The organism is Acidobacteriota bacterium, assembly GCA_016195325.1.
Classification (GTDB): Bacteria; Acidobacteriota; Polarisedimenticolia; order JACPZX01; family JACPZX01; genus JACPZX01.
On record JACPZX010000091.1, the window covers coordinates 1 to 15,785 of the forward strand.

The 15,785-nt window shown below is 68.5% G+C and carries 11 protein-coding genes; 8 read left to right on the forward strand and 3 right to left on the reverse strand.

Going from position 1 to position 15,785, the window contains the following annotated elements; genetic code table 11:
- The 5 genes from HY049_16245 to dnaE all read left to right on the forward strand — a co-directional run.
- On the forward strand, positions 1-847 hold an 847-nt coding region (locus HY049_16245; GenBank protein MBI3450453.1), incomplete at its 5' end, for a class I tRNA ligase family protein.
- A complete protein-coding gene (locus HY049_16250; GenBank protein ID MBI3450454.1) occupies positions 847-1,380 on the forward strand; it encodes an LptE family protein in 534 nt (177 codons plus the stop codon). The genes HY049_16245 and HY049_16250, both read left to right, overlap by 1 nt.
- Before the next feature lie 2 nt (positions 1,381-1,382).
- A complete protein-coding gene (gene holA, locus HY049_16255; GenBank protein MBI3450455.1) occupies positions 1,383-2,447 on the forward strand; it encodes a DNA polymerase III subunit delta in 1,065 nt (354 codons plus the stop codon).
- The gene (gene guaA, locus HY049_16260; GenBank protein MBI3450456.1) at positions 2,444-4,006 is read left to right on the forward strand and encodes a glutamine-hydrolyzing GMP synthase; all 1,563 of its coding nucleotides are present in this window, start codon (positions 2,444-2,446) and stop codon (positions 4,004-4,006) included. The genes holA and guaA overlap by 4 nt, the downstream gene beginning before the upstream one ends.
- 2 nt (positions 4,007-4,008) lie before the next feature.
- Entirely contained in the window at positions 4,009-7,548 is a 3,540-nt protein-coding gene (dnaE, locus tag HY049_16265; GenBank protein MBI3450457.1) for a DNA polymerase III subunit alpha, read from the forward strand.
- On the opposite strand, the gene HY049_16270 is transcribed toward dnaE, so the two are convergent.
- From HY049_16270 to HY049_16280, 3 genes are read right to left on the reverse strand one after another with little or no spacing between them, the layout of a single operon-like run.
- Positions 7,487-8,758 (reverse strand): glycosyltransferase family 4 protein, encoded by a 1,272-nt coding sequence (locus HY049_16270; GenBank protein ID MBI3450458.1) that lies wholly within the window; start codon positions 8,756-8,758, stop codon positions 7,487-7,489. The genes dnaE and HY049_16270 overlap by 62 nt on opposite strands.
- Positions 8,755-9,528 (reverse strand): hypothetical protein, encoded by a 774-nt coding sequence (locus HY049_16275; GenBank protein MBI3450459.1) that lies wholly within the window; start codon positions 9,526-9,528, stop codon positions 8,755-8,757. The genes HY049_16270 and HY049_16275 overlap by 4 nt, the downstream gene beginning before the upstream one ends.
- Positions 9,525-10,166 carry a hypothetical protein gene (locus HY049_16280; GenBank protein MBI3450460.1) on the reverse strand — a complete coding sequence of 214 codons (642 nt, stop codon included), beginning with the start codon at positions 10,164-10,166 and terminating at the stop codon, positions 9,525-9,527. Before HY049_16280 ends, HY049_16275 begins: the two co-directional genes overlap by 4 nt.
- A gap of 277 nt (positions 10,167-10,443) precedes the next feature.
- On the opposite strand from HY049_16280, the gene HY049_16285 reads away from it, so the two are divergent.
- The 3 genes from HY049_16285 to HY049_16295 all read left to right on the forward strand — a co-directional run bounded on the left by HY049_16285 (position 10,444) and on the right by HY049_16295 (position 15,709).
- Positions 10,444-11,595 (forward strand): methionine adenosyltransferase, encoded by a 1,152-nt coding sequence (locus HY049_16285; protein MBI3450461.1) that lies wholly within the window; start codon positions 10,444-10,446, stop codon positions 11,593-11,595.
- Positions 11,592-12,851, forward strand: a complete 1,260-nt coding sequence (locus HY049_16290; GenBank protein ID MBI3450462.1) for an adenosylhomocysteinase — start codon at positions 11,592-11,594, stop codon at positions 12,849-12,851. The genes HY049_16285 and HY049_16290 overlap by 4 nt, the downstream gene beginning before the upstream one ends.
- 281 nt (positions 12,852-13,132) lie before the next feature.
- On the forward strand, positions 13,133-15,709 hold the full coding sequence (locus HY049_16295; GenBank protein ID MBI3450463.1) for an IPT/TIG domain-containing protein: 2,577 nt from the start codon (positions 13,133-13,135) through the stop codon (positions 15,707-15,709).
- Positions 15,710-15,785: the final 76 nt, after the last annotated feature.

Consider the following 15,785-nt stretch of genomic DNA (forward strand, 5'->3'; position numbering starts at 1 on the left):
CGAGCCCGTCACGCGCCTCGTGACGCAGGGGATGGTCCTCAAGGGCGGGTCGGCGATGTCGAAATCGAAGGGGAACGTCGTCGACCCCGACGACATGGTGGGGAAATACGGCGCCGACGTGACGCGCCTCTTCATCCTCTTTGCCGCCCCGCCGGAGAAGGACCTCGAGTGGAGCGACACCGGCGTGGACGGCCTCGACCGGTTTGCGCGGAGGGCTCATCGACTTGTCGAGCACCACGGCCCCGCCCTGAGCGCCGCGTCCCGTGCCTTCGCGTCCGGCTCGGCGCAGGCGATGACGGGCTTGAGCGACCCCTTCGTGGAGCTCCGGCGCCGCACGCACGACACGATCGCCCGCGTGACCGAGGGGATCGATCGCCGGCTGCATCTCAACACCGCCATCTCGTCGCTGATGGAGCTGACGAACGCCATCTACCTCGCGGCGCCTCCCCCCGAGGGGGCGGTCGCCGCGAAGGAGATCCAGCCTGCCGATCTCCCCGCGCTCCGCGAGGCGATCGAGGCGCTCGTCCTCCTCCTCGCCCCCTTCGCGCCTCACCTGGCCGAGGAGTGCTGGTCGCTCCTCGGGGAGACCTCCCTCGTCGCCCTCGAGGCATGGCCGGCCGCGGACGCGGAGCTGCGCCGGGCTTCCGAGGTCGAGGTCGCCGTCCAGGTGAACGGGAAGCTCCGCGGGCGCGTCTCGGTCGCGGCGTCGGCGGGGGAGACCGAGGTGGTCCGCGCCGCGAAGGCCGACCCGAAGCTCGCCTCGCATCTGGCGGGTTCGGTGGTCAGGACGGTCTACGTCCCGGGGAAGCTCCTCAACGTGGTCGTCCGCGCGGACCAGGGGGCCTGATGGTGAGAGGCCTTCGCGCCGCGGCCCGCGGGATCGCCGTCGCGCTCGCGCTGGCCGCGGCCCCCGCGTGCGGCTACCGGCTCGCCGGCCACAACCAGCTGCTCCCGCCGTCGGTGAAGACGATCGGCATCCTCCCCTTCGGGAACGAGACGCGGCGGGCGGAGGTCGATCAGAGGATCACCGAGCAGGTCACGCAGACCTTCATCTCGCGCGGAGGCTACCGCACCGTGTCGACGGCTGAAGGGGCCGACGCCGTGCTGAAGGGGCAGGTCACCGGCTATGACGTCAACCCCGTCAACGTCGGCCGCGACGGGCGCGCGACCGTCTACGAGGTCATCGTCTCGGCGAACGTCGAGCTGAAGGACGCCTCCTCCGAGAAGGTCTACTTTCGCAGCGATCACTTCGTGTTCAAGCGGCAGTACGGCGTCTCGCGGAGCGCGACGCAGTTCATCGACGCGGAGATCGTGGCCATCAACGAGGTCGCGCACGATTTCGCGGAATCGGTCGTGACGTCGATCCTCGAGGGATTCTGACGATGGCCGCCTCCTCGCGGAGCGACGCGCTCACCCCCGAGGAGCTGGAGAGGGCGCTTGGCGCAGGTCCCCCCGCCGCGATCTACTTCGTTGCGGGAGAGGAAGGGGTCCTGCGCGATCGGGTGACCGCGGCCCTCAGGGCGCGCCTCATCGCCCCGGGCTTCGAGGCCTTCAATTACCGGAACCTTTCGCCGGGCGGCCTCGACGCCGCCGCGCTGGCCGACGAGATGCGGAACCTCCCCATGGGCGGCGGCCGCCGGCTCGTCGTGATATCGCCCGCCGACTCGCTGACGAAAGAGCAGCTGAAGGGCCTCGCGGAGTACGCGGGCGATCCGTCCCCTTCGACCTGCCTCGTGATCGCGGCGTTCGATCCGAAGGAGACGGTCCGCAAGGCCTTCGACGGGGCGACGAAAATCGACGTCTCCTCCCCGTGGGAGGACAAGGTCCCCGCATACCTCGAGGCGGAGGCGAAGCGCCTCGGGGTGACGCTGACGCGCGACGCCGGGCTCCTCCTCGCGTCCATGTGCGGTCGGGATCTGAGCCGTGCGGTGGCCGAGCTGCGGAAGGCCGCGGGGTCGGCGGGGGCGAAGGGGCGCGTCGACGCGGCGCTCGTCGGCCTCCTAGCAGGGGGCGGCGAGGCGGGGGACGTCTTCAAGGTCACCTCCGCCCTGACGCGGGGGGACGCCGCCGGGGCGGCCTCCGCGGCGCGGCGGTACCTCGAGACCGAGGAGAGGGGGGAGCTGCGCGTTCTCTACGAGTGCGCGGGCCACCTGAGGCGGCTGCTCCAGGCGAGGGCGCTCGTCGAGTCGGGGACGCCGGCGCGCGAGGCCGCGAAGGCGGTGAGGGTCTTCTGGAAAGATGCGGACGCCTTCGCCGCGGCACTGCCGCGGTGGAGCGAGGAGAGAATCGCGGCCGCGTTCAGGCGCCTCCTCGCGGCCGACCGGTCCATCAAGCGGGGAGCCGACGACGGCGCCGGGGTGATCGAGTCGTACCTGTGGGAGACGCTGAGGCCCGCGGGCGGGACGACCGCCCCTTCGCAGCGGGAAAGGACGAGCGCGAGAGGATGAGCGGAAGGGCGCACGAAATCGTCGTCATCCTGGACTACGGATCGCAGTACACGCAGCTCATCGCGCGGCGCGTCCGCGAGCAGAAGGTCTTCTGCGAGATCCTCCCGTTCAGCGCGAAGCTCGAGGAGATCGCCGGCCGGCGCCCGGCGGGGATCATCCTCTCGGGGGGGCCGGACAGCGTCTACGCCGTGGACGCCCCGGCCCTCGACCCCGGGGTCCTCGACCTGAAGGCGCCGGTCCTCGGGATCTGCTACGGGATGCAGCTCCTCGCGCACGCCCTCGGCGGCGAGGTGGTCGGCGCCGGCCGCCGCGAGTACGGCCACGCCGAAATCGTCAACGGCAATCCCGGCAAGCTCCTCGCCGGGCTCGCCCCGCGCGAGCAGGTCTGGATGAGCCACGGCGACGAGACGCGGCGCGCCCCGGCGGGGTTCACCGTCACCGCGACCACAAACACCGGCGGGATCGCCGGGTTCGAGGATCTCTCACGGTCCATCTTCGCGATCGGTTTCCACCCCGAGGTCGTGCACACGCCGCGCGGCGTCGACATTCTGAGGAATTTCCTGTTCTCCATCTGCGGCTGCCAGGGGGACTGGACGATGCGCGGCTTCGCCGAGGAGGCGGTCTCGCGCCTGAGGGAGCAGATCGGCGAGAGGGGGCGCGTCCTCTGCGGGCTGAGCGGCGGCGTCGATTCCTCCGTGGCCGCCCTTCTCATCCACCGCGCGATCGGCGATCGGCTGGTGAGCCTCTTCATCGACACGGGGCTCCTCCGGAAGAACGAGGCCGAGGGTGTCCTCGCCCGGTTCCGCGACCGGTTCAAGCTCCCCGTGCGGCACCGCGACGCGGGGGCGCGCTTCCTCGAGGGGCTCGAGGGGGTGACGGACCCGGAGGCGAAGCGCCGGATCATCGGCGAGACGTTCGTGCGGGTCTTCGAGGACGAGGCGAAGTCGGCGGCGGGAGGGGGCGCCCCCTTCGAGTTCCTGGGGCAGGGGACGCTCTACCCCGACCTCATCGAGTCGCGGTCGGTGAAGGGCCCGTCGGTCACGATCAAGACGCACCACAACGTCGGCGGCCTTCCCGAGAAGATGTCCCTGAAACTCGTCGAGCCGCTGCGGGACCTCTTCAAGGACGAGGTCCGCGCGCTCGGCCGCGAGCTGGGCCTCGACGAGGATCTGGTGAGGCGGCATCCCTTCCCCGGGCCCGGCCTCGCCGTGCGCATCCTCGGCGAGATCACCGCGCCGCGCGTCGCGCTCCTGAAGGAGGCCGACGCGATATTCATCGACGAGATCCGGAGGGCGGGGCTGTACGATGGGATCGCGCAGGCCTTCGCGGTCCTCCTTCCCGTGAAGAGCGTGGGGGTGATGGGAGATCTCAGGACGTACGAGAACGTGCTCGCCCTCAGGGCCGTCGAGACGACGGATTTCATGACGGCCGAGTGGTCGCGCCTCCCGTACGATCTCCTCGCCCGCGCGAGCAGCCGCATCGTGAACGAGATCCGCGGGATCAACCGCGTCGTCTACGACGTCAGCAGCAAGCCGCCGTCGACCATCGAGTGGGAGTGAGCGTGGCCAAGCCCTCTTTCGTGCATCTCCACAACCACTCGCAGTACTCGCTCCTCGACGGCGCCAGCCAGCTCGAGGACATCCTGGACAGGGCCGTCGAGTTCGGCATGCCCGCGGTCGCGGTGACCGACCACGGAAACCTCTTCGGTGCGGTGAAGTTCCACGACCTGGCGGCCGCGCGCGGCGTGAAGCCGATCCTCGGGTGCGAGGCGTACCTCGCCCCCGCCGGCCGGAGGGATAAATCGACCCAGGCCGAGGGGACGCAGAGGGAGCAGAAGAAGCCCTACTACCACCTCATCCTCCTCGCGGAGAACGCGAAGGGGTGGGCCAACCTGATCCAGCTCGCGTCGATCGCCTACACCGAGGGGTTCTACTACAAGCCGCGCATCGATCGCGAGATCCTGGCGGCGCACGCGGAGGGGCTCATCGGCACGAGCGCCTGCCTCGGCGGCGAGGTGGCGCAGCTCCTCCTCGCGGACCGCCTGAAGGACGCGGAGAGCGCGGCCGGGACGTACCAGGAGATCTTCGGGAAGGGGAACTTCTACCTCGAGATCCAGGAGCACGGGCTCCCCGAGCAGCGGAAGATCGCGCCGGCCCTCGTCGCGATGTCGAAGAAGCTCTCGATCCCGCTCGTCGCCACGAACGACTGCCACTTCCTGACGCGCGACGATCACGACGCCCACGACGTCCTCATCTGCATCCAGACCGGCAGGACCGTCAACGACGCGTCGAGGATGCTCTACACGTACGAGCACTATCTCAAGTCGCCCGCCGAGATGGCCGAGGCGTTCCGCGAGCTTCCCGAGGCGATCGCCAATACCCTCCGGATCGCCGAGCGCTGCGACGTGAAGATCGCGAAAGGGCAGTACCACCTCCCCAGCTTCGAGGTCCCGGCCGGCTACGACCTCGAGGGGTACTTCCGCGAGGTGGTCCACGCGGGGTACGCGCGGCGGCGCGTCCGGTGGAACGAGCTGGAGGCGGCCGGAGCGCTCCGCGTCCCCATGGACGTGTACGAGAAGCGCCTCGAGAGCGAGATCGGGATGATCTGCCGGATGAACTTTCCCGCGTACTTCCTGATCGTGTGGGACTTCATCCGCTACGCGCGCGAGAACAACGTCCCCGTCGGCCCCGGGCGAGGCTCCGCGGCCGGGAGCCTCGTCGCGTACTGCCTCGGGATCACCGACATCGACCCCCTCCCGTACAACCTGATCTTCGAGCGGTTCTTGAACCCCGAGCGCGTGTCGATGCCCGACATCGACATCGACTTCTGCATGAGGAAGCGGGGCCAGGTGATCGACTACGTGACCCGCAAGTACGGGCGCGATCGCGTGGCGCAGATCATCACGTTCGGGACGATGGCCGCGCGCGCGGTCATCCGCGACGCCGGGCGCGGCCTCGACATCGCCTACGGCGAGGTGGATCGGATCGCCAAGCTCGTGCCGGCCGAGCTCGACGCGACGCTCGACAAGGCGCTCGCCACGGTGCCGCAGCTCCGGGAGGCGTACGAGAAGGACCCGAAGATCAAGCGCCTGATCGACGTCGGCCGCCGCCTCGAGGGGCTGACGCGCCACGCCTCGACGCACGCCGCCGGCGTCGTCATCTCCCCCGCCCCGATCACGGAGTTCGCCCCCCTCTACCAGGCGAACGAAGGGGAGATCACGACCCAGTTCGCCAAGGACGAGATCGAGCGCATCGGCCTCCTCAAGATGGACTTCCTCGGGCTCAAGACGCTCACGCTCATCGAGGACCTGCTCGATCGCCTGCAGCTCGAGAGCGGCGCGCGCACCGATCTCGAGCGCCTCCCGCTCGACGACGGAGAGACGTACAAGTTGTTTTCGGAAGCAAGGACGAGCGGCGTCTTCCAGTTCGAGTCGGCGGGGATGAAGGACATCCTCGCGCGGTTGAAGCCGACGCGCTTCGAGGATCTGATCGCCCTCAACGCGCTCTACCGGCCGGGGCCGATCAAGGGCGGCCTGATCGACGACTTCATCAAGCGGCGCCACGGCAAGATCACCGTGAGCTACCCGCACGCCATCCTCGAGCCGATCCTGAAGGACACGTACGGCGTCATCGTCTACCAGGAGCAGGTCATGCAGATCGCCTCCGCGATGGCCGGCTACACCCTCGGCGAGGCCGACATCCTGAGGCGCGCGATGGGCAAGAAGAAGAAGGAGGCGATGGCCGCCGAGCGCACCAAGTTCGTCGAGGGGGCCAAGAAGAGGAAGGTCCCCGACAGGGTGGCCGGGGAGGTCTTCGATCTCATGGAGCACTTCGCCGCGTACGGCTTCAACGCGAGCCACAGCGCCGCCTACGCCCTCATCGCGTACCGCACCGCCTACCTCAAGGCCCATCACCCGCGGCAGTTCATGGCGGCGCTCCTCTCGATAGAGAAGGAGACGACCGACAACGTCGCGAAGTACGTCCAGGAGTGCCGGGAGATGGGGATCCACGTCCTCACGCCCGACATCAACGAGAGCCAGGCCGATTTCGCGGTGGAAGGGGAGGGGATCCGCTACGGCCTCGCCGCGATCAAGAAGGTGGGGGAGTCGGCGGTCGAGTCGATCCTGGCCGGGCGCGCCCGCGTGGGCCGCTACGTCTCCCTGACCCAGCTCGCCGGCGAGGTGGACACGCGCCTCGTGAACAAGGGGGTCGTCGAGGCGCTCGTGAAGGCGGGGTCGTTCGACGGCTTCGGCGCTACCCGCGCCCGGCTCGTTTCCGCGATCGACGCGGCCATGGACGGCGCGCAGCGCCAGGCGAGGGCGAGGGCGAGCGGGCAGAACAGCCTCTTCGGCGGCGAGGAGGGGGCGTCGCCCGTCCTCCGCGACGTCTTCCCGTCCGAAGTGGAGGAGTGGCCCGAGCGCGACCGCCTCTCGAAGGAGCGCGAGGCGCTCGGCTTCTACCTCACGGGGCACCCGCTCACCCGTTACCTCGAGGAGCTCGAGGGGGTGACGACGCACACGACGGGCTCGCTCCACGCCGCGCCGGCCGGGGCGGAGGTCTCGCTCGGCGGAATGGTCTCGGGGCTGAGCCGGAAGAAGACCCGGAAGGGGGACACCATGGCGATCTTCAGCCTCGAGGACATCGAGGGGGCGGTCGAGGTCATCGTCTTCCCGGATCTCTACGCGCGCTCCCAGGCGATCTTCATGGAGGAGATCCCGATCCTCGTGAGCGGAAAGGCGGAGGCGGACGAGACCCGCGTGCGGGTCATCGCGAGCGAGATGATCGCGCTCTCCCAGGCGAGGGCGAGCCGGACGGGGAGCGTGCACCTCCGGGTTCCCGTCGGCGGCGTCACCGAGGAGACGGTCGCCCGGCTCAAGGGCCTCCTCGAGGGAAACCGCGGCGAGTGCCCGGTCTACCTCGAGCTGACGCAGCCGGGAGCCTTCGCGCTGACGCTCAAGACGGACGCCGCGTGGTCGACGAACCCGAGCCGGCAGGTGGTGACCTCGATCGAGGAGATCCTCGGCCCTGGCAGTGTGAAGCTCAAGAGCCGGACGGTGAGGCCTGCGGGCGCCCGGCGCTCCACGGGGTCACGGGCTTCCTGACCCGGGGCGGGGGACACGGCCCAGGGTTCGGCGGGCTGGATCGCGGGACACTCGCGATCGTCTTGGCGAGCGTCGACGCGCGCCGCTCGTAGGTGAACCTGACGGCCTTTTCGCGAGCGGCGCCGCTGAGCCGATCGGCAATCCCGGGCTGCTCCAGCAGACGGAGAATCGCCGAGGCCCAATCGCGCGGATCGTCGCTTGCGGCCAGGAGGACCTCGACGCCGTCGTGGACGAACTCCTCGATGGACGGCAGTCGCGCGGCGACGATGGCCAGACCCGCCCCCATCATCTCCATGAGCTTCACGGGGCAGGTGTACTCGCGCGCCTCGATGAAGCGCGAGGCGAGAGGGACGAGGCCGACCCTCGCCCGCTCGTAAAAGGACCGCACCTGCGCCGGGGGGACCCCGGGGTGGAAAGTGATCCGCTCCGCGCAGCCGAGGCTCCTGGCCAGATTCCTCAATTCCTCGCGCTCGGAGCCGTCGCGGCCTCCGAGCACGGTGAGCTGGTAGGGCGCGAGCCGGGCGACGGCCTGAATGACCGTTTCCACGCCCTTCCATGGCTTCAGCGAGCCCGCGTAGAGAACGTCGATGTCCTTCACGCTCCCGGGGGCGGATCGCACCACGCGCGTTCCATTCGGCAGGAGCACCAGAGGCACCCGAGGCCCGACCAGTGGGCGAATCATCTCCAGTGTTCGGGGGTTTGGAACGACGACGGCGTCGCAGAGAGACAGGATTTCCCTTTCGAGCGCCTCTCGCGTCATCGCGTGCCTGACCGCCGACCGGCGGGCGGGGCGGCATCGTGCCGCGTCCTCCCAGGCGATCCTTCCCGCCGGGTTGTGCGCCTCGAAGATCGTCGCGAAGCCTCGCCGCCTCGAGGCCCGCATCAGCGCGGGAGCGTACCCCCTGACCTCGCTGAAGAGGGCCACGTTCGCCGCGGACGGCTCCGCGCGCAGGAGTCCGGGGGCAGCCAGAGGGGCCGAGGCGGCGTGGAACCCCCAGGTGGTGTGAAGCAGCTGGAGATTCGGCATCGGCTCGACACCGAACGCGGAGAGAACTTGCTCCGGCTGCGTGCCGCACAGGTCGCCGTAGATCGTCACGTCCACGCCGGCGCGCGCGAGCTCGGCGCACGTGTTGAGCGTGTTGACGAAGTTCGCCGTCGGGCGTGCCAGGCCGATCCGGTTGAAGACGACGAGGCGGATCTCCCGGGTCATCGGAACCTGAAGCTCATGCCGAAGACGGCTCCCCGGAGCCGCAAATCGTACTCGTTATTGGACTCGACTTGCGTCGAGCTCACGTTTGTCGCGAGAAAGCCGCCGCGGAATCCCAGGAACCGGGCTCGCCGGAACGGGTAGTAGTCTGCGAACGCGCTCCAGATGTTGAAATGGCTGACCAGGTTCCTGTTGGGGGTGTGGTACCCACCCCTGAGAGCCTCGGCTCGGATCTGGAGCCGATCTTCGGAAAGCCGGACCTCCGCCGCCAGGCCTCCCGCCGGAATGAGTTGCCCCTGCGAGCCAGCGCCCACGCCGACGGAATAGTCGAGCACGCCCACGAGGGCGATGACATCCAGATGCCGGCGGTGCACGACCGCGCCGGAGTACTGAACGCGCGTGAAGGATTGCGCCACCTGGTTGGTCACCACCTGGCCAAGCAGCCGCCCTGAGCTCTCGACATCGAAGTTGGCGTACTCGACGACGACGCCGTGCCGCGCGCCACGGGCGATGAAGACGGAGTCCCTGCCGGTATCCGGACCTTGAATGTCGATCTCGTCCCCGATGTCCTCGGCGAGAGTTCCTCTTCCGGAGGGCGAGTCGAGGGCGCGCCGCCCTTCGGGAGACGCCCTCCATCCGGAGAAGGTGAGATGGAATCTCTCGACAGGGGAGTCGCCGGGATCCGCTGCGGCAGCCGGTGACGTGATGAGCCCGGCGGCCAAGAGGAGAATCGCCGCCCTCCCGGCCACGAGGCGCGCCCGGTTCTTTCTCATGGGATCCTCCAGGCCGTGAGGAATGTCACCTGAGTCTGGTCGATGTCGCCGGCGCCGCCTCTCGCGACCCCGCGGCGGAACTGGATGTCCGTTCCGAAGACCTTGCGGATGTCGGCTCCGAAACTCCACCCGCTCCGAAAGTCGCGAAGTAAGCCGGCATGGACGTAGCGGCCCGGCGAGCGATCGGTGACGCTCCTGGAGAACCAAAGGTGCGTCTCTCTCGCGCGCAGGAGTGCCGCGCCGGCCCCGGCGAATGCCTTTGTCCCGGCGTGCTTCCAGAACGTGTAGACGGCACCGACGGCGAGCTCGTCAATCGTGGAATCCGGGCGCGACGACGTTCCGACGACGACCCGCCTCAGGAGATCGCCGGTGGAATTTCCCAGGTTACGGAATGACCCTTCGATGCGCACGGGCGAGGAGGGAGCCCCGGCGTCGACCCCGATCCCCAGCAGGAGGCTGTCATCGGACGTCTCGAAGGTCGAGTTGTCGAGGTCCACGAATCCGACGGTTCCCTGGAGCGTCACCTCGGCGCGCGCCGGCACGAAAAGCACGCCGAGCTCGAGAAGAACGACGAGGAGGGTCAGGCGGGCTCTCTGGTTCCGCGCGTGTTGCGATGGGGAGACGTGTCCAGGCGCCATTCGGCATGCTCGTCGGGCAAGTACCCCGTCGTGCGGGAAACGCGGGGACTCACCGGTGATACGTTGACAGAATACCCTCCCGCGCCCGGAATCAGCAATCGTGCTTCTGCGGTCCCTGCTCTTCGACGACTGGACCCGGCCTCTCGAACCGATCCTCCGGATCGCACGGCTGGACTGGCTCTCCCGCGCCCCGAATCGCATTGACCGCCCTCGGGAGGGGCTTCTATACTGACCCCCCTGTACCATCCCCACCAGCCAGATCCAACCAGGAGGTTTCATGGGTAAGAGCGGTAAGCGTCTGTTCACGTCGGAGTCCGTCACGGAGGGGCACCCCGACAAGATCGCGGATCAGATCTCCGATTCCATCGTGGACGCCGTCCTCAAGGACGACCCGAACGGCCGCGTGGCGTGCGAGTGCCTGCTGACCACCGGACTGGCGCTGATCGCCGGCGAGATCACGACCAACACCTACGTCGAGTTCATGGACATCGTGCGCGAGACGATCCGCGAGGTCGGGTACACCGACGCGAGCTTCGGCTTCGACTACGAGACGTGCTCGGTGCTCTCGTCGATCCGGCCGCAGTCGCCGGACATCGCGATGGGCGTCGACACGGGCGGCGCGGGGGATCAGGGGCTGATGTTCGGCTTCGCCTGCAACGAGACGGACGCGCTGATGCCCCTTCCCATCATGCTCGCTCACGCCCTCACGAAGAAGCTCTCGACGACGCGCCGGACGGGAGAGCTCAAGTGGCTGCGCCCGGACGGGAAGAGCCAGGTCACCGTGCAGTACGAGGGGGACAAGCCCATCCGCGTCGAGGCGGTGGTCGTGTCGACCCAGCACGCGGACGACGTGACGACCGAGCACCTGCGCGAGGAGATCCTGGCGAAGATCATCAAGCCCGTGATCCCGGCGAGCCTGTTCGACAAGGGGACGAAGTTCCACATCAACCCGACGGGCCGCTTCGTGAAGGGGGGGCCGCACGCCGACACCGGCCTCACCGGCCGGAAGCTCATCGTCGACACCTACGGGGGCGTCGGCAGCCACGGCGGCGGCGCCTTCTCGGGGAAGGACCCGAGCAAGGTCGATCGCTCGGCCTCCTACATGGCCCGGTACATCGCGAAGAACGTCGTCGCCTCGGGGGTCGCGGATCGCTGCGAGGTGCAGATCGCTTACGCCATCGGCGTGGCCGATCCGGTCTCGCTGATGATCGACACGTACGGCACCGCGAAGGTCGCCGAGGAGAAGATCGAGGTCGCGGTACGGAAGGTCTTCCCCCTGCGCCCGCGGGACATCATCAAGCACCTCCAGTTGCTCCGGCCGATCTATCGCAAGACCGCGGCCTTCGGGCATTTCGGGCGGACCGAGCCGGAGTTCACCTGGGAGAAGACGGACCTCGCGTCGGCCCTGAAGAAGGAGGCCTCGGCGTGAGCAAGGGAGACTTCGCCGATCGCTCGCTCGCCCCCAAGGGAAAGCTACGGATCGAATGGGCCGACCGGCAGATGCCGGTCCTCGCCGCGGTGCGGGCCCGCTTCGAGAAGGAAAAACCCCTCAGGGGAATCCGCCTCGCCGCGTGCCTGCACGTGACCACCGAGACCGGCGTTCTCGCGAGAACCCTCGCGGCCGGCGGGGCCGAGGTGGCCCTGTGCGCCAGCAACCCGCTGAGCACGCAGGACGACGTCACCGCCTCGCTGTCCCTCGACGATGGCATCGCGACGTACGCGATCAAGGGCGAGGACAACGCCACGTACTACCGCCACATGGACGAGATCCTCTCGATCAAGCCGCAGTTCACGATGGACGACGGGGCCGACCTCGTCTCCCGCCTGCACACCGACCGGAAGGACCTCCTCGCGGGGGTCGTCGGCGGAACCGAGGAGACGACGACCGGCGTGATAAGGCTCAAGAGCATGGCCGCGGAGGGGGTCCTCAAGTACCCGATCATCGCGGTCAACAACGCGATGACCAAGCACCTCTTCGACAACCGGTACGGGACGGGGCAGAGCACGATCGACGGCGTCATCCGCGCGACGAACGTGCTCCTCGCCGGGCGGACCGTCGTCGTCTCCGGCTACGGCTGGTGCGGCAAGGGGGTGGCGTCGAGGGCGCGGGGCCTGGGGGCGCACGTCGTGGTGACCGAGATCGATCCGATCCGCGCGATCGAGGCGGTGATGGACGGCCTGGGCGTCCTGCCGATGTCCGAGGCCTGCCGCGTCGGCGACGTCTTCATCACGGTCACCGGCAACAAGCACGTCCTGCGCGCCGAGCATTACGCGGCGATGAAGGACGGGGCGATCCTCTCGAACTCCGGGCACTTCAACGTCGAGATCGACATCCCCGAGCTCGAGAAGATGGCGAAGGGGAAGCGCCGCGTCCGCGAGTTCGTCGACGAATACACGATGAAGGACGGACGGCGGATCTTCCTGCTGGGCGAGGGGCGCCTCATCAACCTCGCCGCGGCGGAGGGGCACCCGGCGGCCGTGATGGACATGTCGTTCGCGAACCAGGCTCTCGGCACCGAGCACATGGTCCGGCACGCCGCCCGCATGGAGAACAGGGTCTACGACGTCCCGGAGGAGATCGACCGGGAGATCGCCCGCTTGAAGCTCGAGACGCTGGGCTTCAAGGTCGACATCCTCTCCGCCGAGCAGGAGAAGTACCTGAGGTCATGGTCGGAAGGGACCTGATCTCCGCCATCGCCTGAAGTGGAGTGAGCCCCGGCGTTCCGAGCTCCGGGGCTCACCGAGCCCCCCGCGGACGTCCCGCCAGGAGGTTCCGAAAGGGGCATTTTCCCCTTGACGCTCCCGGGAGATCCACGTATAAACAAGGGAGTTCCGGGCAGAAGTTGTAATCCGTTCAAAGCGATTGACTTACGGGTCGATGGATATACCTTTTGGATGCGCATGCGGTGGCCATGCCGGCCGCACCTGGGGGTTTCGTGTCTCTGATCTCTGACGGGGGAGTCATCATGTCGACGGGGATTCGCGGTCGGGTCGCGAGAGGTCTGCTCGCGCTGGCGCTGGCGCTGGGCGCCGGGATCGCCGGGGCGGGGGCCGCGACCCTCGAGGTGTTTTCTCTCTCTCCGGCCTTCACGCCGTTCAGCATCGCCGGCAGGACCGTGACGATTCGCGGCGTCGGTTTCAGGGCCTCGACCACCGTCAAATTCGACGCCGTCGTGTCCCCGACGGTCACGTTCATCGACTCGAGGACTCTCACGGCCGTCGTGCCCACCGTGGCCGCAGCGAAGGTCAGCACCGTGACCGTCACCGACTCGGTGAACGGGAGCGACACCTTCTACCCGTTCCAGTACTCCGGCCCCGTCTTCTTCGTGGCGACCACGGGCCTTGACACGAATGCCGGAACGACGCCCACGACGCCGTTCAGGACGATCGGCAAGGGCCTGACCGCGGCCACCTCGACGACGCCGACCGAGGTCCGGGTCGCCGCCGGCACGTACGTCGAGAACAATCTCACCATTCAGAACGACTCGATTCTCTCGTGCGGATGGGCGCCCGGGTTCGCGACGCGAGATCCCGAGGCGAACATCTCCGTCATCGACGGAAACCGGGCGGCCTTCGTCATCCGCACCGGCGGCCTGGCCACCGTCTCGGTCATCGACGGGTGCACGATCATCCGCGGGCTTCGCGACGGGTTCGGGGGCGGCGGCTTCGTCGTCACCGCCGACAGCCCGGTCGTGAACAACAGCGTCTTCGTCGGGAACGCCTCGACGACGATGGGGGGCGCGATCTACTCGACCGCGTCGACCTCGTACGGCGCCGTCCCCACCTTCAGCAACAACGTCATCATCGGCAACCGCGCCTACAACAAGCAGGGGGGCGGCATCGTCTTCTACTCGAATTACAATCCCCAGCCGCCGGTGAGGGTGAGCCTCGACGGCAACGTCATCGTCGGCAACCGGTCCTTCAACAGCCGGGGGGGCGGCTTCGCCCTCACGACCGGAAGCTACGTCAACTACAACGCCGGAAAGCTCGTCGCCGCGAACAACATGATCGGGTTCAACCGGGGGAGGAGCGGCGCCGGGTTCGACGTGACGCTCCAGGGGTACAGCGACTACTACCAGATCTCGCTCAACAACAACCTCATCTTCAACAACAGCGCCCCCGGGCTCGGGGGGGGACTCTCCTTCCAGGGAGCCGGGACCTTCGACGGATACGTGAGGCAGTCCACGATCGCGAACAACGTCGCCGGGCCGGCGCAGGGAGCCGGCTTCGCCGCCCAGAGCTCCGTGGTCATGCCCGCGAACTTCGTCATCAGCGACCTCGTTCTGTGGGCGAACAACGGAGGGGACACCTTCGGCCAGGTGGACGCGCGGGCGGTCTACTCCGACTCGGGGACGCTCATGCCCGGCGCCGGGAACATCTCCGTCAACCCGGCCTTCGCGTCGGGACCCCTGGGGAACTTCTACCTCCGGCAGGGCGACCCCAACTCCGGCCCCGACAGCCCGGCGGTCAACGCGGGGAGCGCGAGCGCCGTCACCCTCGCCGTCGATCCGGTCACGACGCGGAACGACCTCGTCCTCGATGGCGGGCTCGCCGACATGGGCTTTCACTACGCCCCCGCCGGCACGAACTCGCCGGCCGTGGTCACCCTCTCGCGCCTCGATCCGTCGTCGGGAGACTTCGGTGGAAGCGAGTGGGTCCTCCTTCGCGGCGCGGGATTCGACCCGGGGGCGGTGGCGAGCTTCGACGGGGTGAACGCGACGCGCACGATCTACCTGACCGCCAATCGGCTCATCGCCCAGCCCGCGGCGCACGTGCAGGCGCTGGTCAACGCGAGGGTGACCGACCCCGACACGACGTTCAGCGAGCTGGCGAGCGCGTACCGGTTCCTGGACAACGAGCCTCCCGTATGGTCGCTGACCGTCGGCGTGCAGTCCGCGGTCACCGGCGTGGACTGCCAGCGCTCCGTCGTCCTCGACTGGAATGACGCCGTCGACACCGCCTCGAACCCGGTCGTGTACGAGATCTACCGCGAGGATTGCATTCCGTCGGGAAGCACGTCGAACCCATGCGCGAACTTCGGCTACGTCCCGAGCGCGACCGATTTCAAGGGGACGACCCTCGAGACGACCTGGGTCGACACCAACATCCCCTCGACGGGGCAGGATCCCAAGTACGTCTACGCGGTGCGCGCGCGCGACAGCGCGTCGACCGGGACGAACAAGGAGTGGAACTTCGCGAAGCGCGTGTCGCTCGCGAGCAGCGTGGCCACCGACACGTTCCCCCCCTCGCCGGTCGGAAACACGCTGACCTTCGTGTCGCCGACGGTGCTGGATTGGACGGCGGCCATCGGCGCCACCCAGTACGGGATGTACCGGACGACCGCGGCGGCCCTGTACGCGAGCCCGGGAACGCTCGTGAAGCTCGCGACGCTCACGAAGCTGAACAACGACTTCAACGGCGATCTCGTCACCGACTCCCAGTACACGGACGCCACCGTCCCGGCGCTCAACCAGGTCTTCTTCTACAAGGTGTCGGCGCTCGACGTATGCAACGTCGAGACCACCTCGGAGCTCGGTCCCTAGGGCGCGCGGCGCGTCCTCCATCCCAGACACTACAATGGCGGCCGCGCGCCGCCGCGGGCATGAGCGTTCCGGTCTG

Bases quoted from the DNA above. Each gene is read 5' to 3' on its own strand.
- HY049_16250 (MBI3450454.1), top strand. From the start codon at position 847: ATGGTGAGAGGCCTTCGCGCCGCGGCCCGCGGGATCGCCGTCGCGCTC.
- holA (MBI3450455.1), top strand. From the start codon at position 1,383: ATGGCCGCCTCCTCGCGGAGCGACGCGCTCACCCCCGAGGAGCTGGAG.
- guaA (MBI3450456.1), top strand. From the start codon at position 2,444: ATGAGCGGAAGGGCGCACGAAATCGTCGTCATCCTGGACTACGGATCG.
- HY049_16270 (MBI3450458.1), bottom strand. From the start codon at position 8,758: ATGACCCGGGAGATCCGCCTCGTCGTCTTCAACCGGATCGGCCTGGCA.
- HY049_16275 (MBI3450459.1), bottom strand. From the start codon at position 9,528: ATGAGAAAGAACCGGGCGCGCCTCGTGGCCGGGAGGGCGGCGATTCTC.
- HY049_16280 (MBI3450460.1), bottom strand. From the start codon at position 10,166: ATGGCGCCTGGACACGTCTCCCCATCGCAACACGCGCGGAACCAGAGA.
- HY049_16285 (MBI3450461.1), top strand. From the start codon at position 10,444: ATGGGTAAGAGCGGTAAGCGTCTGTTCACGTCGGAGTCCGTCACGGAG.
- HY049_16295 (MBI3450463.1), top strand. From the start codon at position 13,133: ATGTCGACGGGGATTCGCGGTCGGGTCGCGAGAGGTCTGCTCGCGCTG.